At 73.6% G+C, this 22,429-nt stretch carries 22 protein-coding genes; 14 read left to right on the forward strand and 8 right to left on the reverse strand.

What is annotated here, in order from left to right:
• The first annotated feature begins 8 nt into the window (after positions 1-8).
• The 8 genes from ACFO4E_RS02600 to ACFO4E_RS02635 all read left to right on the forward strand — a co-directional run bounded on the left by ACFO4E_RS02600 (position 9) and on the right by ACFO4E_RS02635 (position 9,794).
• Complete coding sequence (locus ACFO4E_RS02600; protein WP_378571157.1) at positions 9-1,592, forward strand: MFS transporter; 1,584 nt, start codon at positions 9-11, stop codon at positions 1,590-1,592.
• 319 nt (positions 1,593-1,911) lie between these two features.
• A complete protein-coding gene (locus ACFO4E_RS02605; protein WP_378571160.1) occupies positions 1,912-2,742 on the forward strand; it encodes an AfsR/SARP family transcriptional regulator in 831 nt (276 codons plus the stop codon).
• A 172-nt stretch (positions 2,743-2,914) separates the two neighbouring features.
• Positions 2,915-3,271, forward strand: coding sequence for a DurN family substrate-assisted peptide maturase (locus tag ACFO4E_RS02610; protein ID WP_378571163.1), 357 nt, complete (start codon positions 2,915-2,917; stop codon positions 3,269-3,271).
• Positions 3,272-3,302: 31 nt separating this feature from the next.
• Positions 3,303-3,542 carry a cinnamycin family lantibiotic gene (locus tag ACFO4E_RS02615; protein WP_378571166.1) on the forward strand — a complete coding sequence of 80 codons (240 nt, stop codon included), beginning with the start codon at positions 3,303-3,305 and terminating at the stop codon, positions 3,540-3,542.
• A gap of 81 nt (positions 3,543-3,623) precedes the next feature.
• Positions 3,624-6,875, forward strand: a complete 3,252-nt coding sequence (locus ACFO4E_RS02620) for a type 2 lanthipeptide synthetase LanM family protein (protein WP_378571168.1) — start codon at positions 3,624-3,626, stop codon at positions 6,873-6,875.
• 14 nt (positions 6,876-6,889) lie between these two features.
• Positions 6,890-7,828: a Nif11-like leader peptide family natural product precursor gene (locus ACFO4E_RS02625; RefSeq protein WP_378571171.1), complete on the forward strand. Its 939-nt coding sequence runs from the start codon at positions 6,890-6,892 to the stop codon at positions 7,826-7,828.
• A 56-nt stretch (positions 7,829-7,884) separates the two neighbouring features.
• Positions 7,885-8,925, forward strand: coding sequence for an ABC transporter ATP-binding protein (locus ACFO4E_RS02630; protein ID WP_378571174.1), 1,041 nt, complete (start codon positions 7,885-7,887; stop codon positions 8,923-8,925).
• Positions 8,922-9,794: an ABC transporter permease gene (locus ACFO4E_RS02635; RefSeq protein WP_378571177.1), complete on the forward strand. Its 873-nt coding sequence runs from the start codon at positions 8,922-8,924 to the stop codon at positions 9,792-9,794. The genes ACFO4E_RS02630 and ACFO4E_RS02635 overlap by 4 nt, the downstream gene beginning before the upstream one ends.
• Before the next feature lie 47 nt (positions 9,795-9,841).
• Here the strand turns inward: ACFO4E_RS02635 and ACFO4E_RS02640 are convergent, their stop codons facing one another.
• From ACFO4E_RS02640 to ACFO4E_RS02655, 4 genes are all read right to left on the reverse strand, one after another.
• On the reverse strand, positions 9,842-11,293 hold the full coding sequence (locus ACFO4E_RS02640; RefSeq protein ID WP_378571179.1) for a PTS ascorbate transporter subunit IIC: 1,452 nt from the start codon (positions 11,291-11,293) through the stop codon (positions 9,842-9,844).
• Positions 11,294-11,313: 20 nt separating this feature from the next.
• On the reverse strand, positions 11,314-11,589 hold the full coding sequence (locus tag ACFO4E_RS02645; protein WP_378571181.1) for a PTS sugar transporter subunit IIB: 276 nt from the start codon (positions 11,587-11,589) through the stop codon (positions 11,314-11,316).
• On the reverse strand, positions 11,586-12,056 hold the full coding sequence (locus ACFO4E_RS02650) for a PTS sugar transporter subunit IIA (protein WP_378571183.1): 471 nt from the start codon (positions 12,054-12,056) through the stop codon (positions 11,586-11,588). The genes ACFO4E_RS02645 and ACFO4E_RS02650 overlap by 4 nt, the downstream gene beginning before the upstream one ends.
• Positions 12,057-12,299: 243 nt before the next feature.
• Positions 12,300-12,980 (reverse strand): hypothetical protein, encoded by a 681-nt coding sequence (locus ACFO4E_RS02655; RefSeq protein WP_378571185.1) that lies wholly within the window; start codon positions 12,978-12,980, stop codon positions 12,300-12,302.
• A gap of 213 nt (positions 12,981-13,193) precedes the next feature.
• On the opposite strand from ACFO4E_RS02655, the gene deoC reads away from it, so the two are divergent.
• Genes deoC through ACFO4E_RS02670 form a run of 3 tightly spaced genes read left to right on the forward strand, consistent with a single transcriptional unit; the run spans position 13,194 to position 16,523 of the window.
• A complete protein-coding gene (gene deoC / locus ACFO4E_RS02660) occupies positions 13,194-14,138 on the forward strand; it encodes a deoxyribose-phosphate aldolase (RefSeq protein ID WP_378571187.1) in 945 nt (314 codons plus the stop codon).
• An 11-nt stretch (positions 14,139-14,149) separates the two neighbouring features.
• Positions 14,150-15,589, forward strand: a complete 1,440-nt coding sequence (locus ACFO4E_RS02665) for an aldehyde dehydrogenase family protein (RefSeq protein ID WP_378571188.1) — start codon at positions 14,150-14,152, stop codon at positions 15,587-15,589.
• Positions 15,582-16,523 (forward strand): aldehyde dehydrogenase family protein, encoded by a 942-nt coding sequence (locus ACFO4E_RS02670; RefSeq protein ID WP_378571190.1) that lies wholly within the window; start codon positions 15,582-15,584, stop codon positions 16,521-16,523. The genes ACFO4E_RS02665 and ACFO4E_RS02670 overlap by 8 nt, the downstream gene beginning before the upstream one ends.
• Here ACFO4E_RS02670 and ACFO4E_RS02675 read toward each other — a convergent pair.
• A complete protein-coding gene (locus ACFO4E_RS02675; RefSeq protein ID WP_378571191.1) occupies positions 16,510-17,070 on the reverse strand; it encodes a GrpB family protein in 561 nt (186 codons plus the stop codon). The genes ACFO4E_RS02670 and ACFO4E_RS02675 overlap by 14 nt on opposite strands.
• A gap of 240 nt (positions 17,071-17,310) precedes the next feature.
• On the opposite strand from ACFO4E_RS02675, the gene ACFO4E_RS02680 reads away from it, so the two are divergent.
• The 3 genes from ACFO4E_RS02680 to ACFO4E_RS02690 all read left to right on the forward strand — a co-directional run bounded on the left by ACFO4E_RS02680 (position 17,311) and on the right by ACFO4E_RS02690 (position 20,579).
• Positions 17,311-17,838 carry a GNAT family N-acetyltransferase gene (locus ACFO4E_RS02680; protein ID WP_378571193.1) on the forward strand — a complete coding sequence of 176 codons (528 nt, stop codon included), beginning with the start codon at positions 17,311-17,313 and terminating at the stop codon, positions 17,836-17,838.
• Between the two features lie 206 nt (positions 17,839-18,044).
• On the forward strand, positions 18,045-18,851 hold the full coding sequence (locus tag ACFO4E_RS02685; RefSeq protein ID WP_378571195.1) for a purine-nucleoside phosphorylase: 807 nt from the start codon (positions 18,045-18,047) through the stop codon (positions 18,849-18,851).
• 75 nt (positions 18,852-18,926) lie between these two features.
• Positions 18,927-20,579 carry a phospho-sugar mutase gene (locus tag ACFO4E_RS02690; RefSeq protein ID WP_378571197.1) on the forward strand — a complete coding sequence of 551 codons (1,653 nt, stop codon included), beginning with the start codon at positions 18,927-18,929 and terminating at the stop codon, positions 20,577-20,579.
• A gap of 12 nt (positions 20,580-20,591) precedes the next feature.
• Here the strand turns inward: ACFO4E_RS02690 and ACFO4E_RS02695 are convergent, their stop codons facing one another.
• The 3 genes from ACFO4E_RS02695 to ACFO4E_RS02705 form a co-directional block, all read right to left on the reverse strand.
• A complete protein-coding gene (locus ACFO4E_RS02695; RefSeq protein WP_378571199.1) occupies positions 20,592-20,798 on the reverse strand; it encodes a hypothetical protein in 207 nt (68 codons plus the stop codon).
• A complete protein-coding gene (locus ACFO4E_RS02700; RefSeq protein ID WP_378571200.1) occupies positions 20,795-21,067 on the reverse strand; it encodes a CopG family transcriptional regulator in 273 nt (90 codons plus the stop codon). Before ACFO4E_RS02700 ends, ACFO4E_RS02695 begins: the two co-directional genes overlap by 4 nt.
• Before the next feature lie 67 nt (positions 21,068-21,134).
• Entirely contained in the window at positions 21,135-22,406 is a 1,272-nt protein-coding gene (locus ACFO4E_RS02705; protein WP_378571202.1) for a thymidine phosphorylase, read from the reverse strand.
• Positions 22,407-22,429: the final 23 nt, after the last annotated feature.

Consider the following 22,429-nt stretch of genomic DNA (forward strand, 5'->3'; position numbering starts at 1 on the left):
GGGGACCCATGACCGATACCGTCACGGCCGCGCCGGAGGCGCCGCCCAAGACACGATTCCGCGGCGGGCCGTGGGGCACGCTCGTCGCCATCGCGTTCGGCGTGATGATGGTCGCTCTCGACGGCACGATCGTGGCCGTGGCCAATCCGGCCATCGGCGCCGACCTCAACGCCTCGCTCGCCGAACTCCAGTGGGTCACCCACGGCTACCTGCTCGGCCTGGCGGTGTTCCTGATCACCGCCGGCAAGCTCGGCGACCGCTTCGGCCACCGCAACGTCTACATGGTCGGCATCGTCGGGTTCACCATCACCTCGGTGGCGATCGCGCTGTCGGGCACCGTGGCCGTCCTGGTCGGCCTGCGCATCCTCCAGGGGGTGTGCGGTGCGACCATCACGCCCGCGGCAATGGGCCTGCTGCGCTCCAACTTCCCGCCGCACATGCTCGGCCGCGCCTTCGGCGTGTTCGGCAGCCTGCTGGGTGCCGCCATGGCGGCCGGGCCCATCGTGGGCGGCATCCTGGTCTCGGCGTTCGGCTGGCACTCCGCCTTCCTCATCAACCTGCCCGTCGGCATCGTCGCGCTGGCCGCCGCGGTGTGGCTGATCGGCGCCAACCGCCCCACCGACCCCGGCTCCCGGTTCGACCTGCCCGGGGTGCTGCTCCTCAGCGCCGCCATCTTCGCCCTGGTCTGGGCGCTGGTCGAGGGCCCGGTCGTGGGCTGGGCGCACGCCGAGACCCTCGGCGTGCTGGGGGCCGCTCTGGTGATGGGGGCCGCGTTCGTGCTGTGGGAGCTGCGGGCGGCCCACCCGCTGCTGCCCATGGGCATCTTCCGGCTGCCCACCATCTCCATCGGCACGGTCCTCATGCTCCTGACCGCCCTCGGGTTGATGGGGTCGCTGTTCTTCGTGACCTTCTACCTCCAGGGCGTCCGCGGGCTCAGCCCCATGCAGACCGGGGTCCAGCTGCTGCCGCTGACCCTGATGATCGGCCTCTTCGGCACCCCGGCCGGGCGGATCATGGACCGGTTCGGCACGCGTGTGCCCACCGTGGCCGGCCTCGTCTTCGCCGCCATGGCCCTGTTCATGCTGTCGCGGCTGACCTTCGACACCGGGGCCGTCTTCACCTCGGTGGCGTTCCTGCTCCTGGGCCTCGGACTCAGCCTGGTCATGACCGGGGCGACCGCCGCCATCCTCACCAGCGCGCCGGTCTCCCTGGCCGGAGTCGCCGCGGGGATGCAGCAGGCCGCCATGCAGCTCGGCGGCTCGATCGGCACCGCGGTCCTGGGGGCGATGCTGTCGCTGACCATCGTCGGCAGCCTGCCGGGCCACTACGCCGACCAGGGTCTGGAGGAGCCGGGCGCCGCCGCTGTCGCCGACATGCAGAGCACGGTGTCGCAGGGCGGGGCGGTCGTCCCCGAGTCCGCGACCGCCGAGGTCGCCGAGGCCGTCACCCGCGCCAGCCACCTCGCCTTCATCGACGGCATCCACCTCGCCTTCGGGATCGCCGCGGCCGTCATGGCCGCCGCGGCCGTCCTGGCCTGCTTCATGAAGCCGGCCGCCCGCAACGGGTCGGCGGAGCCGGTGGTGCACATCTGATCCGCCGGCCGGCCCCCGCGGCCCCGGCACCGGAACCCCTCCGGTGCCGGGGCCGCGGCCGTTTCCGGGGCCCGGCGGGCGGTTCCCCGGAAACGGCCGTGCATCACGGACGGATCGCCTCATGTGGCCGTTAATGGGGAATCCGCGTATTTATGGAAGAACAATCCGGTCGGTACGTCGAAAATGTGCGTGGAACCAAGGGGTTAAAATTCACCTGCGGCTCCTCGGGCGCGGGATATCGGCGAGACTGAAAGTCGATCGGTCACGTTCTTCGCGGGTTCGCGCGGTGGGCCCGCGTCATCGGGATGGAGAAACGGTATTGGCTCAAGGGGTGGTCTTCCGTGTCCTGGGTCCGCTGGAGGTCGTTTGGGGCGCGCGGGCGGTCCGTATCCCGGCGGGCAAGCAGCGCACTCTGCTGGCCTCGCTGCTGCTGAGCCCCAACGACGTCGTACCGATGGAGGACCTGGTCGGCCTGCTGTGGGACGACGGGCTCCCGGACAGCCCGCGAGCCGCCCTGCACACCTGCCTGACCCGGCTGCGCACGACCCTGGGGCGCCACGAGGAAGGGCTCTCCGGGCTGATCCGCACCTCGGCGGCGGGGTACGTGATCGACGCCGACGCCGCGAGCCTCGACCTGCTGCGGTTTCGCGCGCACGTCGCGTCGTCGCACGCCGCCGCCGCCGCGTGCGACGACGCGGCCGAGGCCGCGGCGCTGGTCGAGGCGCTGTCGCTGTGGCGGGGGCCCGTGCTGCCCGACGTGCGCTCGGCGTCGCTGCACCACGACGTCGTCCCGCGGGTCACCGAGGAGTGGCTGCGCGCGCGTGAACGCTGCCACGAGCTCGACCTCGCCCGCGGGCGGCACGACGAGCTGGTGGGGGAGCTGCGGGTGCTGATCCGTCGCTACCCCTTCCACGAGCGCTTCTGGCACCAGCTCATCCTCTCGCTGTACCGCTGCGGGCGCCGGGTGGAGGCGCTACAGGCGTTCCGCGACGTCAGCGTGCGCCTGCGCGACGAGATGGGCATGGACCCCAGCGAGCAGCTCCGCACGCTGCACCTGGCCATTCTGCGGGGCGACCCCGATCTGATGGGGGTGGGGGGCCGGGCGGTCCACCGATACGGACGTTTCGGGAAATCCGCGGAAATCGGCTGATCATCCGGTGCTCCGGGTGAATACCACCGATTTCAGGGTGGCAAGCGCGAAGAAAGCCGAGTGAAAGGCGTGCCGAATTATATTCATGGTGCACGGCACGGAGTAAACGGCGTAGGGCGCGCTCCGGGCGGCCTGTGCGCGCGCCGAGACCACCCAGTGAGGAAGGACGTCGATGAGCGTAAAGCCCCCGACCATTTATGAGGGCGTCGACACGATCCGCCAGATCCAGATCCTGATGGTCCTGTGCTCACTGCTGCCGCCCGACGGAAAGCTGCGCGAAGTCCTGGAGCTGTCGCTCGCGCTGCACGAGGAGCACCTGCTCCCCCGGGTCGCACCCGTCCCCGGCCTGCATCCCCACACCGTCAAGGAGTGGCTCGAAGCCCTGTGGATCCACGGAGACCCGTCCCCGGCCGTGAAGGAGTTGGTCGACTGGCAGAAGGAGAGCGACAACATGAGCGCCGCCATAGCCGAGCTGAAGAACTTCGAGCAGCAGACCGGCGTGCAGCTGGTCCCCACGAAGATCCCGTGATCGTACCGCGTCACCGTTCAGGAGGATGAACATGTCCGACACCATGATCCTGCAGCAGGCCGTCGTCGACGGCGATTTCCGCAGCGCGCTTCTGGCCGACCCCGCGGCCTTCGGCCTCACGCCGGCCGACGTGCCCGCGGGCGTCGAGCGGCAGGACCAGGAGGCGCTGGACGCCTTCACCGACAGCATCGTCGCCAATGAGGTCTACGCCTGCGCCAGCACGTGCAGCTTCGGGCCGTTCACCCTCGCCTGCGACGGCAACACCAAGTAGCCGCGTAGCCGCGTCACCGGCGGCGGGTCGTCCCGCGTGCCCGCCGCCGCCCCCTCCGCCGACCATGGGAGCCCCTCCAGCATGGGAAACGCCTATCCCGTCGACCTAGCGGCGCGTGCCTGCAACCTGTCCGAGCGCATGCGCGTCGCGGACGCGCTGGGCGCCCTCGGCCCGGCGGAGGGCTACGACGGGCTCCACCCCGCCGACACCTGGAAGATCGACCGCGTGGCGGGGAAGCTGGCCCTGAAGTCCGCCCGGGCGGCCCGCAACGGAGGGGGTCCCGCCGCACACGCCAAGGACCGGCTCGTTGACGTCCTCACGGCGCACCGCCTGCGTGAACTCGCCCTCGACCGCGCCCCCGACGACCCCGCCCAGGCCACCGCCCGCAAACTGCTCACCGAGACCCACCGCGCGTGGCTGCCCACCTACCGCTCGGCGCTCGACCGCTTCGCCGAGGCCGCCGGCGAGCCGGACGCCGACTGGCGCCGCGCCGACACCTACTACGGCCGGCTCGCCATCGCCTGCGAGCCCTTCCTGCTCGAACTCGGCCGCCTGCTGCGCGAGGCCGTGCACCGCCCGGCACCCCCGGGGAGCGCGCGGATCTCCCCGCAGGTCGTGGCCGACTTCCAGCACCACCTGCTCGACCGCTTCGAACTCGCGCTGGCCTGGGCGGTCGAGGCCGACGCCAAGGTGTACTGCGCCCGGACCGGCGCCGACCCCGCGACCGCTTCGCGCGACGACTACCGGCGCTACCTCGACCACACCTTCCGCGACCCCGCGGCCTATCACGACTTCTACCGCCGCTTCCCGGTCCTGGGCCGGTGGCTGGCCCAGGTCACGCGGCTGCTCGCCGACTTCGGCCGCGACCTCGTCGGCCACCTCGCCGCCGATTCCGCGGCCATCGCGGACGCCTTCTTCGACCGCGGCGTCACCGCCGTCCGCTCACTGCGGCTGGGCAACTCCGACCACCACGCCGGCGCGCGCAGCGTCGCCTTCATCGAGGTCGAACTCGACGGCGGCGCCTCCGGCACCGTGGTCTACAAGCCGCGCTGCATCCGTTCCGAAGCCGCCATGCAGACCCTGCTGCGCCGCCTGAGCGACGACGGCGTGATCGCGTTCGCCGGGCGCGCCGTCCTGCCCCGCGACGGCTACGGCTACGAGGCCCACATCCCGGCCGGCCGCAACCGCGTCGAGGCCCGCGCCGACGTCGAGCACGTCTACCGGCAGCTGGGCGGCTACCTCGGCATCTTCTACGTGCTGGGCGGCGGCGACCTCCACTTCGAGAACGTCATCGTGGCCGACGGCGACGCCTTCGTCTGCGACTGCGAGACCGTGCTGGGCGTGCGCCCGGCGGGGCAGCCGGACAAGGAGGGCAGCCTCCTCGACTCCGTCTTCGGCACCGGGCTGCTGGAATGGCCCAATTCCGCGGCCCGCGACGGCGACCCCGCCGTCATGCACATCAGCGGCTACACCGGCGGCACCTCCTACGAGATCCCGATCGCCGTCCCCCGGGTCACCGGCGACCGCCTCACCTTCCGCAGCGCGGTCACCCACGTGTCCGGCGTCGAGATCCGGCCCGGTGCCGCCAACCGGGTCTTCCTCGGCGATGAGCTCATGCAGCCCGGCGACTTCACCGACGCCATCGCCGACGGCTTCCGCCGGGTCTACGCGTGGTTCCAGGACGACCCCGAGTCCAGCGCCGCCTGCGTGGCCGGGGCCTTCGCCGACGCCTCCGTCCGGTTCATCAACCGCAGCACCCAGGTCTACGCGCAGTCCCTCCTGTCGGCGCGCCACCCCAAGGCGCTCGCCGACCCGCTCGAAGTCGACCTGCTCACCAGCGCGGTGCGCACCCATCCGCGCGCCTGGGACGACGGCGGGGTCCTCGTCGAGCGCGAACTCGACTCGCTGTGGCGGCTCGACATCCCCATCTTCACCGTCGCCACCGGCGACCTCGGCCTGACCCACGACCACGGCAGCGCCATCCCGTCCTACCTCGCGCTCTCGCCGATCGACCACATCACCCGACGCATCGGCCGGCTGTCCGACGCCAACCTGACCCGGCAGCGCCACTACATCACCGCGAGCCTCTCGACCGGGGAGATCACCGCCCCGTCGTTCGCCGCGGCCTGCCTGGACCAGGCGGCGCAGGTGGGCGAGCGCCTGTGCGACATGCTGCGCGAGCCCGCCGCCCCGGCGCCGTGGACCTCCTTCGACCTGCGCGACGGACACACCGTCGAGGCCGATGTCGAAGGCGACCTCTACCACGGCTCCGCCGGAATCGGCCTGTTCCTCGCCTACCTCGACTCCCTCGTGCCGCGGCCCGCGTTCCGGCACGCGGCCCGCCGGGCGCTCGGCCACGCCGCGGCGGCCCCCGACACCGGCCGCATCGGCGCGTTCCAGGGCACCGGCGGGCTCATCTACCTGCTCACGCACCTCTCCCGGCTCTGGGACGACCCCGCACTGCTCGACCACGCGGTCCGGCTCGCCGACGGACTGCGCCCCCGCATCGGCGACGACCGCCGGCTCGACATCCTCGACGGAGCCGCCGGCCTGGTCCCGGTCCTGCTCGGCCTGGCCGACGCCACCGGCGGCCACGGACTCGACGCCGCGCGCATGTGCGGCGACCACCTGCTGCGCACCGCCCGGGCCGGCTCCGGCACGCTGAGCTGGCCGCAGCCCGACGGCGACGGCACACCGCACCTCACCGGTTTCACCCACGGGACCGCGGGCTTCGGCTGGTCGCTCATCAGCCTCGGCGCCCGCCTGGACCGCACCGACTACACCGACGCCGGACGGCGCGCGTTCGGCCACGAGGCCCGGTTCTTCGACGACGCCGAACGGGACTGGTACGACCTGCGCACCTCGGGCGGCGGCGTGGCGCGCAACGGCCGCCACTACGCCAACGCCTGGTGCAACGGCGCCGCCGGGATCGGGCTGAGCCGCATCGCCGCCTGGTCCGCCCTCGGCCGCGACGACGACTCCCTCATGCACGACGCCCGCCTGGCGCTGTCCGCCACCATGCGCAACTTCCCGCGGCTGCGCAACGACACCCTCTGCCACGGCCGGTCCGGCAACGCCGAGCTCCTGCTGCGCTTCGCCCTGCTCAACGACGAGCCGGCGTTCCGGATGGAGGCCAACGTCCAGGTCCAGACCCAGTGGCGCAACCTCGACGAAAGCCGGAGCGGGGGAACCGGTGCCAGCACCGACTTCTTCCCCGGCCTGCTCCTGGGCATCTCCGGCATGGGGATGCACCTGCTGCGCCTGGCCCACCCCGAACGGGTGCCGTCCGTCCTGCTGCTCGATCCGCCACCGGCCGCAACCGACCAGAGGTAGGTGCAACCCCGCACATGTCGATCCAGTCCTGCACCGAGTTCCTGCACGCCGCGCACGCGTCGCCGGACCTCATGCGCACGCTCCGGACCATGACCGGTCCCAAGGAGATCATCGCCCTGGGAGCGCGGCACGGCTACGACTTCCGCCTCACCGACCTCGCCGCGGCGTCGTCGACGTTCACCCCCGCCGCGGCGTCCGGGAACGGGGGGTCCGGCGGCCCGGCCCCGTCGGCTCCCGCGGCGGCCGGGGACACCCGCCCCCGGCCGGGTGAGAGCGGCTTCTACCACCACGAGTACGCCATCGCCGACATCCCGGGATTCGGCGCCGTGCTCGACCAGCTCCCGCGGCTGAAGATCAAGCCCGGCTCCGTCGACCTCGCCCGCTTCGCCGAGCGGTTCCGCGACGAGGACCTCCGCTCGACCGACCTGTCCCCCGCGAGCGAGGAGTTCGACCGCTGGCGCGCCGGCGTGGAGCATGAGGAGGGCGACAGCGGGGGCGCCCACCGGCGCGGGTTCCACCTCGTGAACCTCGACGAGCACATCGACCACCCCGGCTACGCGGACTACCTCGACGCCAAGAACGCCACCATCGCCGCGCTGGAGGACGCCTTCGGCACCGAGATCCGCTTCTCGGGCTCGATGTGGTACCCGCCCTCCGGCTACCGGCTCTGGCACACCAACGAGACCCAGCCCGGCTGGCGGATGTACATCGTCGACGTCGACGCGCCCTTCGACGACCCCGCCCGCACCACGTTCTTCCGGTACATGAACCCGGCCACCGGCGAGATCGTGACCCTGGGGGAGCGCCCGCGCATCGTCCGCTTCTTCAAGGTGGAGCAGGATCCACGGCACCTCTTCTGGCACTGCATCGTCAACCCCACCGAACGCGACCGCTGGAGCTTCGGCTTCGCGGTCCCCGAGGACTGGCCGGTGCGGCTCGGGCTGGCCACCTGAGCCGTGGAGGACCGCCGCGGCCGCCGCGGCGGCGCGACGCCTACGAAGGGATGCCCGTGTTCCGAGATACCCGCCGCCGTCCGCGGGCGGCCCCGCCCGCGGAGGCGGCCCCTCCTCCCGGCGCCGATGTCCCGGCGATCCGCGCCATCGGCCTGCGCAAGGGCTACCCCGGGATCGAGGCGGTCCGCGGCATCGACCTCACCGTCGGCCAGGGGGAGCTGTTCGGTTTCCTGGGGCCCAACGGCAGCGGCAAGACCACGACCATCGCCATGCTGTGCACGCTGGCCCGGCCCAGCGAGGGCCTCATCGAGATCGCCGGCCACGACACCATGGCCGCCCCCGGTGCGGTCCGCCGCCAGCTGGGGCTGGTCTTCCAGGAGAACACGCTCGACGGCGACCTGACCGCGCGGGAGAACCTGCGCTTCCATGCCGACCTCTACGGGCTGCCGCGGGCCGCCCTGCCGGGGCGGATCGCGGAGATGCTCGACCTCGCCGGGCTCGCCGAGCGGCGCGACAGCCTGGTGCGCACGTTCTCCGGCGGCATGCGCCGGCGCCTGGAGATCGCCCGGGGGCTGCTGCACCGCCCCCGGGTGCTCTTCCTCGACGAACCCACCCTGGGCCTCGACCCCCAGGCGCGGGCGAGGGTGTGGGAGCACCTGCACGAGGTCCGTGCGCGCGAGACCCTCACGGTCTTCCTGACGACGCACTACCTCGACGAAGCCGACCAGTGCGACCGCATCGCCATCGTCTCCGAGGGGCGGGTCGTCGCCCAGGGGACCCCCGGGGAGCTGAAGTCGGTCATCGGCGCCGACCGGGTGCACCTGCGGACGGGCGACGACCCCGCGGCAGCGCGCGACCTGCGCGAGCGGTTCGGGCTCGACCCCGTCCAGGGCCCCGACGGCGTCAGCGTCACCGCCGAGGACGGCGCCCGGCTCGCGCCCCGCCTGTGCGCCGGGCTCGACGTCCCCGTCTATTCGGTGACCGTGACCCGGCCCAGCCTCGACGACGTCTTCCTGCACCACACCGGGCACCGCATCCGCGACGGCTCGGCGCCGGGGGCGCCGGCACTCATCGCCCCATCGGGAGGACCCGGGTGACCGGCACCTGGAACGCACCGACCGACGCCGCTCCGGGGGTCCTCGGCGGCCTGGCCGGCGAACTGCGCGCCGGGCGCATGGTCTGGCGGCGCGAGATGCTGCACTTCGTGCGCGACCCCGCGCGCGCGGTCCTGTCCCTGCTCCAGCCGCTGGTCTTCCTGTTCATCCTGGGCGTGGGGCTGTCACGGCTCTACGCCCAGGCCGGGGCCGGCTCCGCCCAGGGCGAGGGGTACCTCGTCTTCCTCTTCCCCGGGGTCCTGGTGATGGCCGCGCAGGTCCCCGCGGTCTCGGTGGGGGCCTCGATCGTCTGGGACCGGCAGAGCGGGTTCCTGCGCGAGATGCTGGTGGCGCCGGTGCGCCGCTCGACCCTGCTGTTCGGCAAGTGCCTGGGCGGGGCCACCGTCGCCACCTGCACGGGCACCGCGGTCCTGGCCTGCGCCGGGCTGGTGGGCGTCCCCTACCGGCTCGACCTGTCGCTGCTGCTGCTCGCCGGGCTCGGGACCGCCGCGCTGGCCATGACGTCGCTGGCGGCCCTGGTGGCGGTGACCATCCGGCGCATCCAGACGTTCAACACGGTGCTCAGCGTCGTCATGACCCCGCTGCTGTTCCTGTCGGGGGTGGTCTTCCCGGTGGCGTCGATGCCCGCGTGGATGGCGCCCATCGCGCTGGCCAACCCGCTGACCTACGCCGTCGACGCCATGCGCCGCACCATCGGCGACCGGCTCGCGGCGCCGCCGGGCGGGGCGCTGTCCGACCCGGTGGCGTGGGGCTCCTACCACCCCTCGGTGGCGCTCGAACTCGGCCTGGTCGTGGGCTTCAGCGTGGCGGCCCTGGCGCTGGCCGCGCGCCGGTTCGCCCGGCCCGACTGACCGCCGCGCGCGGGCCGCCGGCCGCGCCGGTGCGCCGCGGAACGCGCTCAGCGGTCCTCGGCGGCGCGCCGGGCGCGCGGCTCCCAGCCGGTCTCGACCAGCCGCTTCTGCACGACGATCGCGCCAGTGAGCAGGACCGCCGCGATCGCCAGCGCCAGCACCACCCCGACCGCGTCGCCGCCGCGGAAGGCGTAGCCGACCGCGATCCCGAACCAGCCGAAGTCCGCGTCGCCGAAGGTGGTGTTGGCCGTTCCGAAGGTGCCCAGCACGCCGAGCAGGAACGCCGGCAGCAGGGTGATGATCACCCCGTTGGCGAACGCGCCGGCCACCGCGCCGCGGCGCCCGCCGGTGGCGTTGCCGTAGACCCCGGCCGCCCCGCCGGTGAAGAAGTGCGGGACCAGACCGGGGAGGATGAGCGCGAGCCCGAGCACGGGGTTGAGCCACAGCGCCATGACCGCCAGCGTCGCCAGCCCGCCGATGAAGCTCGACACGAACCCGATCAGCACGGCGTTCTGCGCGAACGGGAACACGATGGGGGCGTCCAGGGCCGGGACCGCTCCGGGCACGACCCGCTCGGCGATCCCCTGGAACGCCGGGACCAGCTCGCCCAGGATGGTCCGCACCCCGTACAGGATCACCGCCACCCCGATCCCGAACTGGAGGCCCTGCATCACCGACTGCATGAGGAAGTGGCCGATGGTGGGCGCGACGCCCTCGGCGGGCGGGAACATCGCCAGCGCCGCGCCGGTGCCTTCGCGCGCCCAGAACAGCAGCGCCACCGCGAGGTAGATCAGCACCATCGACAGCGCCGTGGCCACCATCGAGTCGCGGAGGAAGCGCAGGCCCTCGGGCAGCTTCATGTCCTCGGTGCTGCGGCTCCCGCGCCCGACGAGCTGGCCGGCGGCGCCCGCGGCGATGTAGCCCAGGGTCCCGAAGTGGCCGATCGCGATCTTGCCGTCGCCGCCGATCCGGCGGGTCCACGGCTGGGCCAGGGCCGGCAGCGACACCATCACCACCGCGAGCAGGACCGCGCCCAGCGCCACGGCGGCCGCGCCGGGCAGGTCGGTGGTCGCCAGGACCATGGTCAGCAGGGTGGCCATGAACAGGGTGTGGTGGCCGGTGAGGAAGACGTAGTGCAGGGGGGTGAAGCGGGCCAGCACCAGGCTCAGCGCGAACCCGCTGATCATGATCCAGGCCACCTGCGCGCCGAACCGCTCCTGGGCGATGGCGACGATCGCCTCGTTGGTGGGCACGACCCCCTGGGCCCCGGCGGCGCCCTGGATCATCGCGCCGAGCGGATCCAGCGCGGCCACCACCAGCCCCGCGCCCGCACCGACCAGCAGGAACCCCAGGACGGCCTTGATTCCGCCGCCCACGATCTGGCCGACGGACCTGCGCAGGGCGATCAGTCCGGCCGCGGTGAGGAGCCCGACCATGTAGGCGGGGACGCTCAGCACCTCGTTGACGAAGAAGCGGGCGACGGCGACGATCCACTCCATTGGGGGCGCTCCTGCCGTGTCTAGCCGGGGAGGGCGGCGCTCAGCTTGTCGCGGATCTCGTCGCCGTCGATGAAGTTGTCGATGACCACGATCGGGATCCCGATGTCGCCGATCTCGTCGGCGAGCTCGCCGGAGGTCAGCACGAGGTCGGCGCCCGCCGCGGCGCCGCGCGCGGTGCCGATGTCGGCGACCTCGACGTCGGCGTCGAGCCCGAGCTCGTTCACCGCGCGCTCGGCGTTGCTCTTCAACAGGATGCTGGTGCCGATACCCATTCCGCACACGGCCAGGATCTTCACTCGGGGCTCGTCTCGTACTCGGTGATGATGGAGTGGATCCGCGCCGCGCTGGGGGCGTCCTTGAGGGAGGCCAGCCGCTCGGTGTCGGCGAGCATCCGGGCCAGCCGCGACAGTGCCGCCGAGTGGCCGTCGTGGTCGACCGCCGCCAACCCGATGACCAGGTACACGGGGTCGTTGTGGGGGTGCCCGAACTCCACGGGCGTGGCCAGCCCGGCCCAGGACAGCCCGGTCCGCAGGACGGCTTCGGAGGGGCGGGCGTGGGCGAGCGCGAGCCCGGGGGCGATGACGATGTAGGGGCCGTACTCGTCGACCGCGTCCTGCATCTGGCCGACGTAGTCCTCCGTGCCCACGCCGGTGGCGACCAGGAGTTCGCCGGCGGCGCGGATGGCCTCCCGCCAGTCGGACACGTGGATGCCGGTGACGATGGCCTCGACCGGCAGCAGGCTCGACAGCGTCGGCTCTCCCATTGGCCTCCTCCTGGTCGTGAGGCGGTGCGCCACGTTCTCCACGTTAGGCCGTGTTCGCACGAATGTAACGTAAGGCACTCTGCGGTGTCGCAGGGGCAAGTGTCCGGATTCGCCGCGCAATCGATACGGGCACGGCGCGGGGCGGGCGGGGCCCGGCGGCTGCCGCCGCCCCGTTCCCCGGTCGCGCCTCGCTCCGATGGCCCCGGGACCGCACCGGCCCGGGCCGCGCCGCGGCCCTCCGGCTCATCCCCGCCGGGTGATGCGCGATGCGGTGCGGTCGCGGTGCTCCAGGCCGTCGCTGGTGGTGCGCGATTGGACGCGCATGAGTCTGCGGGCGTCGTCGGCCGCCCTGCGGGCGGCCTCGGGGCTGGCGGTGTGGCCGCGCGCGGCGGGGTCGTCGTGGGGCAGGCCCAGATCGGAGGGCAGCCCGATCCGGCCCACGATGCGCAGCTGCGCGGTCTCCTGCGCGGCCGAGGGGCGGATGTCGCCGGTGGACGACTTCCAGTTGCGCAGCCGGTGGTGGAGCCATTCGATCCCGGCGTAGCCGTCGCCGCGCGGCCACGGGGTGCCGTCGTGGCGGTGGGCCAGCGCGTGCAGGAGGTCGGCGACGGACCAGCCGGCGGAGAAGAACCTGGCGGCCTCGTCGCGTAGCGCGGGGAAGTCCACGCCGCGCAGCGAGGGGTCGCGTTGGCGCAGCAGTTCGCAGGCGCGGTGCACATCGCTGCGGGTGTGCACGGGCTGCCCGAGGGGGTCGGGGTCGGCGTCCTGGAGGAGGGCGTCCTCGACGGTCAGGACGACGTCGCCGCCGCCGCGGTTCTCCCAGATGCCCACCCGGTCGCGCGGCCACCCCTGGGACTCGGCCAGCGCGGCGGCGAGCCGCCGCAGGTCGAGGCCGTCGTCGGAGCTGATCCGGATCTCGGCCACGGTGCCGCCTCCCTCGTGCCGACGGTCGGGCGCACGCGCCCGCACCCTTCCATCATGCACGATGCCGGCCCGGCGATGCCCGGGGCCGGATCAGGGATACTCCGGAAACCGCGCCATATATGCCGTGGTCCGTGCGTGGCATCATGGGGCCGTGATCTCCGGCGCCGGGCCACCGGCGCCGCCGCCGCCGACTTCGACGAGGGTGGTCCGCCCGTGCCCCATTCCGCACCAGCGCCCGACACGGCGGCGACCAACGCCTCATGGCGGGCGCTCCTGCACGGGCTTCCCGGCGTCGACGAGGTCGGAGCCCGTGCCCGCGCCGCCGACCTCGCGACCCGCTCGATCAAGACCACCGCCAAGGCGCACGCCATCGACCTGGCCATCCGCATGGTCGACCTCACCACCCTCGAAGGCGCCGACACCCCGGGCAAGGTCCGCGCGCTGTGCGCCAAGGCGGCCCACCCCGACCCCGCCGACCCGTCGGCGCCGCGGGTGGCGGCGGTCTGCGTCTACTCCGACCTGGTCGCGGTGGCGGTCGAGGCACTGGACGGCACGGGGGTGGGGGTGGCGTCGGTGGCCACCGCCTTCCCGGCCGGGCGGGCGCCCCTGGAGGCCAAGCTGGCCGACACCCGCCGCGCCGTGGCCGACGGCGCCGCCGAGATCGACATGGTCATCGACCGGGGCGCGTTCCTCTCGGGCGACTACCGCAAGGTCCACGACGAGATCGCCGCGGTCAAGGAGGCGTGCGGGCCGGCCCACCTCAAGGTCATCCTGGAGACCGGCGAGCTCGCCACCTACGACAACGTCCGGCGCGCCTCCTGGCTGGCGATCCACGCGGGAGCGGACTTCATCAAGACCTCCACCGGCAAGGTCGCCCCCGCCGCGACGCTCCCGGTCACGATGATCATGCTGGAGGCGGTGCGCGACCACCACGCCGCCACGGGCCGCCGCATCGGGGTCAAGCCGGCCGGGGGCATCCGCACCACCAAGGACGCCGTCCGCAACCTGGTCCTGGTCAACGAGGTCGCCGGGCCCGCCTGGCTCGACCCGGGCCTGTTCCGCCTGGGGGCCTCCAGCCTGCTCAACGACCTGCTGATGCAGCGGACCAAGCTGAGCACCGGCGCCTACCCCGGCCCCGACTACTTCACGCTGGACTGAGAGGCCGAGCAGTGGACGAGCAGACCTTCGCGTACGCGCCGGCGCCCGAATCGCGCTCGGTGGTGTCGCTGCGCCCGAGCTACGAGCCGTTCATCGACGGCGCGTTCGCCCCGGCCGCGACCGGTGACCACATCACCACGGTCAACCCGGCCGACGAGGAGCCGCTGGCGGAGGTGGCGGTGGCCGGCGACGCCGACATCGACCGCGCGGTCGCCGCGGCCCGCCGCGCCTTCGACACCGTGTGGGGCCCCATGAGCGGGGCCGAGCGGGGCAAGTACCTGTTCCGCATCGCCCGCATCCTCCAGGAGCGCTCCCGCGAGCTGGCGGTGCTGGAGACCCTGGACAACGGCAAACCGATCAAGGAGACCCGCGACACCGACCTGCCCCTGGTCGCCGCGCACTTCTTCTACCACGCGGGCTGGGCCGACAAGCTGGGCCACGCGGGGCTCGGCCCCGACCCGCGGCCCGTCGGCGTGGCCGCCCAGGTCATCCCGTGGAACTTCCCCCTGCTGATGCTGGCCTGGAAGATCGCCCCGGCGCTGGCCGCGGGGAACACGGTGGTGCTCAAGCCGGCCGAGACCACCCCGCTGTCCGCGCTGGTGTTCGCCGAGATCTGCCAGGAGGCCGACCTCCCCCCGGGGGTGGTCAACATTGTCACCGGGGCCGGCGCCACCGGCCGCGCGCTGGTCGCCCACCCCGGCACCGACAAGGTCGCCTTCACCGGGTCCACGGAGGTGGGGCGCGAGATCGCGCGCGCGGTCGCGGGCACCGGCAAGCGGGTCGGCCTCGAACTGGGCGGCAAGGGCGCGAACATCGTCTACGACGACGCCGCGCTGGACCAGGCGGTCGAGGGCATCGTCACCGGCATCTTCTTCAACCAGGGGCACGTCTGCTGCGCCGGGTCGCGGCTGCTGGTGCAGGAGTCCGTCGCCGACGAGGTGCTGCTGCGGCTGCGGGCCCGCATCGAGCGGCTGCGGCTGGGCGACCCGCTGGACAAGAACACCGACATCGGCGCCATCAACTCCGCCGCCCAGCTCGACCGGATCCGCGCGCTCGCCCGGGCGGGGAGCGACGAAGGGGCCGAGGGCTGGTCCCCCTCCTGCGCGCTGCCCGAACGGGGCTACTGGTTCCCGCCCACGGTCTTCACCGGTGTCAGCCAGGCGCACCGCATCGCCCGCGAGGAGATCTTCGGGCCGGTGCTGTCCGTCCTCACCTTCCGCACCCCCGACGAGGCCGTCGCCAAGGCCAACAACACCCCCTACGGCCTGTCGGCGGGGGTGTGGACGGAGAAGGGGTCGCGGATGCTGTGGACAGCCGAGCGGCTGCGCGCCGGCGTGGTGTGGTCCAACACGTTCAACAAGTTCGACCCGGCCAGCCCGTTCGGGGGCTACAAGGAGTCCGGCTACGGCCGGGAGGGCGGGCGCCACGGACTGGAGGCTTACCTTGCCTGACTCGGCCGAGCACGACGCCGCGACCGGTGCCGGCGCCCCCGCGCCGGCCGCGGGTACCGGCGCCGCGCCGCAGGCGGCGGGCCGTCTGGCGGTCCGCAAGACCTACAAGCTCTATGTGGGCGGGGCGTTCCCCCGCTCGGAGTCGGGGAGGTCCTACGCCGTGACCTCGCACCAGGGCGGCCACCTGGCCAACGCCGCGCTCGCCTCCCGCAAGGACGCGCGCGACGCCGTCGCCGCCGCCCGCAAGGCGTTCGCCGGGTGGTCGGGGCGGACCGCCTACAACCGCGGGCAGATCCTCTACCGGGTCGCGGAGATGATGGAGGGCCGCAGTGCGCAGTTCGCGGCCGAACTCCGCGACGCCGAGGCGACCGCGCCGGGCGACGCCGAGCGGACGGTGTCGGCGGCGATCGACCGGTGGGTCTACTACGCGGGGTGGACGGACAAGTTCGCCCAGGTCATCGGTGGTGCCAACCCGGTATCGGGGCCGTACTACAACCACTCCGCGCCCGAGCCCACCGGCGTGGTCGCGATCCTCGCGCCGCCGGAGTCGCCGCTGCTTGGCCTGGTGTCGGTCATCGCGCCGGTCATCGCCACCGGCAACACGGCCGTCGTCGTCGCCGCCGAGGACGCGCCGCTCCCGGCGGTCACCCTGGCCGAGGTGCTGGCGACATCGGATCTGCCGGGCGGTGTGGTCAACGTGCTCACCGGGCGGGTCGCGGAACTGGCGCCGCCGCTGGCGGCGCACGGCGACGTGAACGCGCTCGACCTCGCGGGCGCCGGCGGGCTGGCCGCGGAGCTGGAGCGCGGCGCCGCCACCACGCTCAAGCGGGTCCTGCGCCCCGGGCCGGGCACCGACTGGCGGGCCGACCCCGGGATCGGGCGGCTCTCGCGCTTCCTGGAGATCAAGACCGTCTGGCACCCTATCGGTACCTGATCTCCCCGGACCGGCCCAGGGCGAACGCGACGAACGCGGCCTTGGCGTCGGTGTAGCGCTCGCGATCGTCGGGGTGCCGGCGGGCCAGGCGCCGTTTCAGCTCCGTGTAGGCGCGGCGCAGACCGGAGTCGGCGCGCAGCGCGTCGCGGAACGCCAGCTGGTCGTCCCAGCGCGGGTGGCCCTGTGCGAGGACGTGCAGGTGGGCGCGGCGCCGCAGCCCCGATTCGTCGGGTTTCACATAGAAGCGGCGCCACGGCCGCCCGTCGAGCGGCGGCGGTACGTGGTGCCAGCCGTCGGCCGCGAGCCGGCCGCCGGCCTCGTCGACCACGTCGTCGATGCCGGTGACCGATGCCATGAGGTCGATGACCGGCTTGGCGGCCAGGCCCGGAACCGCGGTGGAGCCGATGTGCTCGACCCCGTCGGCCAGCCACGGCGCGAGCAGGTTCGCCAGCCGTTCCGCCTCGATACGGGCGGTCCCGGCCCACCGGGGGTCGTGCGGCGACAGCCCGACCCGCTCATAGGCCCATGCGGGTACTGGTTCGGCCATGCCGCCACCTTAAGCGCATCCGCCCCCCGCACGCGCTCCCGCCCTGGCCGTCGCACGGGCGCGTTGTCGGGATTGGTGGTGGTCCGGGGTGGGCTGCGACACTGGAGGCACACGACGCGCCCCGCCGACACCCGCCCCGCGGGCACCGGTGCAGGCGCTCGTCCAGCGGGCGCCGGCCACGACGCCCGCCTTGCGGGCACCGGTGACGGCGCCCCGACCACGGTGACCGGGAGGAGAGCTATGGCGGCCGCCGCTCCGCGCATCCACGAACGGATCGGCCTGCTGCGCCTGGACGGCCGGACGGCGGAGGTCGCCGAGGCGCGCGCCGCCGTGCTCAGGCTGCGCCTGCCCCCGGGCCAGCGCTCCTTCACCGCCGATGCCGCAGCGAACCTTCCGCGCGCCGACGCCGACCCCGAGCGCACCCCGTTCGCCGTCGTCCGCCGGGGCGTACCGGTCGGCTTCGGCATCATCGACCGACGTGTCGCCCCCCGCATCGCCACCGGCGACCCCGCGGGGTCGGTCATGCTGCGGGCGTTCTACGTCGCCCCAGAATGGCAGGGCCAGGGCATCGGCCGCACCGCCTGCGGGGCGCTCGGACCCCTCGTCCGCGCCATCGCGCCCGACGTCGGCGAGGTCCTGGTGGCCGTGGCCGAGTCCAACCGGGCCGCCCTCCGCGCCTACCGCGCCGGCGGATTCACCCCCACCGACCGCCGCCTCCTGCCCCCCGACGCGGCCCCCCAACTCGTCCTGCGCCGCCCGGTGGCGTGACCCCCGCGGTACCGGCACACGGCCCTCCGGCATGGAAGCGTGGTCCGGCGGCGGGAATGGGGGATGATGGCAGCCTCCGGACCGGTGCGGGCGCGGGCGTGTGAGGGAGCCGTCGCGTGTGCGCGGCGGGCCGGTGCCGCCGCCGGGCCGGAGAGGGGACCGCTGCGCGGGCCCGTTCGGCACGCCACGATAGTGAGGAGACGACAGTGATCACCGAGGCCCTGGAGACCGCGCGGAAGGCAGCCGACGAGCTGCGCTCACGCACGGGCGTCGACGACTACGGCACCGCGCTCGTGATGGGATCCGGATGGGCCCCCGCCGCCGACGAGCTCGGCGACGTCGACACCGAGATCCGGGCCGCCGACCTGCCCGGCTTCCTCCCGCCCGCCGTCGACGGCCACGCGGGCACCGTGCGCGGCGTCCGCCGCGGCGACCGCGACCTGCTCGTCTTCGTGGGCCGCACCCACCTCTACGAGGGCCACGGCGCGGTGCCGGTCGTCCACAACGTCCGCACCGCCATCGCGGCGGGCGCCTCCACCATCATCCTCACCAACGCCGCCGGGTCCCTGCGCGAGGACTACGGGGTCGGCTCACCGGTCCTGATCAGCGACCACATCAACCTCACCGGCCGCAGCCCGCTCGTCGGACCCGCCTTCGTCGACCTCACCGACACCTACGGCGCCGGGCTGCGGGAGATCGCCCGCGAGGCGGCACCGGACCTGCGCGAGGGCATCTACGCCGCGATGCCCGGCCCGCACTTCGAGACCCCCGCCGAGATCCGGATGCTGCGCACCCTGGGCGCCGACCTCGTGGGCATGTCCACCGTGCTGGAGGCCATCGCGGCCCGCGAGCAGGGCGCCGGGGTCCTGGGCCTGTCCCTGGTCACCAACATCGCGGCGGGCCTGACCGGGGAACCGCTCGACCACGCCGACGTGCTCGCGGCCGGCCGCGACGCCGCCGGCGACGTCGGCGGGCTGCTGGCCGCCATCGTCGACCGGCTCCCCAAGCCCTGAGTATCGGGCGGCCCCGCGGTGCGCTCCCGCGCCCCGCCGACCGTTTCCGCACCCACGGAAAGGACGACGCACGAGATGGGCGACATCCTCCGCGACCAGGCCCGCGCCTGGCTGGATCAGGACCCCGACCCGCGGACCCGCGAGGAGCTGCGCCGGCTGCTGGACGAGGGCGATGACGCCGCGCTGGCCGACCGGTTCGGTGCGCGCCTGGAGTTCGGCACCGCGGGACTGCGCGGCGCACTGGGGGCCGGGCCCAACCGGATGAACCGCGTCACGGTCATGCGCGCCGCCGCGGGGGTGGCGTCGTGGCTGGGCTCGCGCGGCACCGTCGTCGTGGGCTACGACGCGCGCCACCGGTCCGCCGACTTCGCCCGTGACACCGCCGAGGTGCTCACCGGGGCGGGGTGCACCGTCCTGATGCTGCCCGGGCCCCTGCCGACCCCGGTGCTCGCCCACACCGTGCGCGCCCGGGGCGCCGACGCCGGGATCATGGTCACCGCCAGCCACAACCCGCCGCGGGACAACGGGTACAAGGTCTACGTCGGCGGGTCGGGGCCCGACGCGGGAAGCCAGATCGTGCCCCCGGCCGACACCGAGATCTCCGCGGCCATCGACGCGGCCGGCCCGGTCGACCGGATGCCGCTCGGGACCGACTGGGAGGTCCTGGACGGCAGGGCGGTCGACGACTACCTGGGCGCGATCTGCGCGCTGCCGACCGGCCGCCACCGCGATGTGGAGATCACCTACACGCCGCTGCACGGAGTGGGCGCCCGCACCCTTCTGCAGGCGTTCGCCTGGGCCGGGTTCCCCGCGCCGCGCGTGGTGATGGAGCAGGCCGACCCCGATCCCGACTTCCCGACGGTCGAGTTCCCCAACCCGGAGGAGCCGGGAGCCCTGGACCTCGCCCTGGTGACCGGTCGCGACCACCACAGCGACCTCATCCTGGCCAACGACCCCGACGCCGACCGGCTCGCGGTCGCCGTCCCCGGCCACGGCCTGCTCACCGGCGACGAGGTCGGCGGCCTCATCGCCGAGCACGTCCTGCGCTCCACGACGGGCGGCGACCGGGTCGTGGCCACCACGATCGTGTCGGCCGGGCTGCTGCCCAAGATCGCCGCCGACCACGGGGTGCGCTGCGCCGAGACGCTGACCGGCTTCAAGTGGCTGGTGCGCGCCGCCGGTCCGGACGAGCGCCTCGTCTTCGCCTACGAGGAGGCCATCGGCTACTGCGTCGGCGGCGACCACGGCCGGCCGGTGGCCGACAAGGACGGGATCGGCGCGGCCCTGGCCGTCGCCGCGATCGCCGCCGAGGCCAAGCGCGAGGGCCGGACCCTGCTGGACCTCCTGGACGACCAGGCGCGCCGGTTCGGCCTGCACACCACCGGCCAGGTCGCGGTCCGCGTGCCGGGGATCGAGGTGATGTCGGAGACGATGGCCGGGCTGCGCGCGGAACCCCCGCAGGACTTCGGCGTGTTCGCGGTGGACGCGGTGGAGGACTTCGCGGACGGCCGCGACGGCCTGCCGCCCACCGATGCGCTGCGCTACCGCCTGCGCGGCCCCGCCGAGGGCCGCGTCATCCTGCGCCCATCGGGAACCGAGCCCAAGCTCAAGGCATACATCGAGGTGGTGACCCCGGTCGACGACGACATCACCACCATCCGCGCCGAGGCCCGCGGCCACCTGACCCACCTGGAGGAGGCGGTCCGCCGCCTCTTTCCGGCAGCGTGACGGTGGAGCGCCTCAGACCTTGACGATGGTGACCTGTTTACCGCACAGCGCGGTCAGGTCGTCGGGGTCGGAGGTGAGAACGGTGACCGGAGCAGGGGAGATGAGCGCTGTGGCGGAGACCATGGCATCGATGGCGTGCCGGTCGCGCTCGACGACCTTGGCCAGACCTTCGCTGTCCAGCACCAGGGTGCCGAAAGACTCAGAAGCGGCGCGGGTCACGCGGTCGGTCCAGGCGTGCCCTGCTCCCTGCGGGCGCTCATGAGGATCTCGCGCTTCGCCCTGATCTGCTCCTCGGTGATGGGACCGAGATCCTCTTCCGCGGTCCGGATCAGTTCATCGAGGTTTTCGCGTTCGATGTGCCGGGCGACTACGGTGGCGACATAGTCGGACAAGCCCGATCGGCCGCTGCGGGCCCGGGCCTTTTCGGCGATGTCATGGGGCAGGACGACGGTGTCATCCTGAGTTGCTTCACTTGGGGCGTTACTCATGTCGTTGATGCTAATCGACACGTCTTCGGTGCGTGGTGGTTTCCACAGCTTGGGGGCTTCGGGGGGGTCACGCGATCCGTTCGATGACCAGCGGGAGGCGGTCGTCGGGGCCGTCGAAGGCGTAGGCGCCCTCCAGTGCCTCGGCGGCGCGGGGGAAGCGGGCGGGATCGTCGGCGTGGAGGGTGAGCAGCGGGGTACCCGCGCGCACCGTGTCGCCGGGTTTGGCGTGCAGGGTCACCCCCGCACCCGGGGAGACCCGGTCCTCCTTGCGCGCCCGGCCCGCTCCCAGCCGCCACGCCGCGACACCCACGGCATGGGCGTCCAGCCGGGTGAGCGTGCCCGACACGGGCGCGGTGACCTCCAGGGTCTCGGCGGCGACGGGCAGCGGCGCGTCGGGGTCGCCGCCCTGCGCCGCGATGAGGCGCCGCCACGTGTCCATGGCGGAGCCGTCGCGCAGCGCGTCGGCGGGGTCCTTGGCCCCGTCCATCCCCGCCGCCAGCAGCATCTCGCGGCCCAGCGTCACGGTCAGCTCCACCACATCGGGCGGTCCGCCGCCGGCCAGCACCTCCACTGCCTCCGCGACCTCCAGCGCGTTGCCGACGCGGCGGCCCAGCGGGGTGTCCATGGCGGTGAGCAGGGCGACGGTGCGCACGCCGTTGTCGGTGCCGATGTCCACCATCGTCCGCGCCAGTTCGCGGGCCGCGGCGGGGTCCTTCATGAACGCGCCCGAGCCGACCTTGACGTCGAGGACCAGCGCCCCGGTGCCCTCCGCCAGTTTCTTGGACATGATGGAGCCGGCGATCAGCGGGACGGACTCCACCGTGCCCGTGACGTCGCGCAGCGCGTAGAGCCTGCGGTCGGCGGGGGCCAGCCCGCTCCCCGCGGCGCACACCACCGCGCCCACCTCGCCGAGCAGCCGCCGCATCTCCTCCGGCGGGACCTCCGCCCGCCACCCGGGGATGGACTCCAGCTTGTCCAGTGTGCCCCCGGTGTGCCCGAGCCCGCGCCCCGACAGTTGGGGCACCGCCGCCCCGCACGCGGCGACGGCGGGGGTCAGCGGCAGGGTGATCTTGTCCCCGACGCCCCCGGTCGAGTGCTTGTCGGTCGTGGGCCGGCCCAGGCCGGTGAAGTCGAGCCGGTCGCCGGAGCGCAGCATGGCGTCGGTCCAGCGGGCCACCTCGGCACGCGACATGCCGCGCCAGACGATCGCCATGTTCAGCGCGGCCATCTGCTCCTCGGCGACGTCGCCGCGGGTGTAGGCGTCGATGACCCAGTCGATCTGCCCGGGGGTGAGCTCACCGCCGTCGCGCTTGGCCACGATGATGTCGATGACGTCCATCCGGTCCTCCTGGAGGGCTGGGG

Origin of the sequence: Nocardiopsis mangrovi, assembly GCF_042653925.1 — a bacterium.
GTDB classification, from domain to species: Bacteria; Actinomycetota; Actinomycetes; order Streptosporangiales; family Streptosporangiaceae; genus Nocardiopsis_B; species Nocardiopsis_B mangrovi.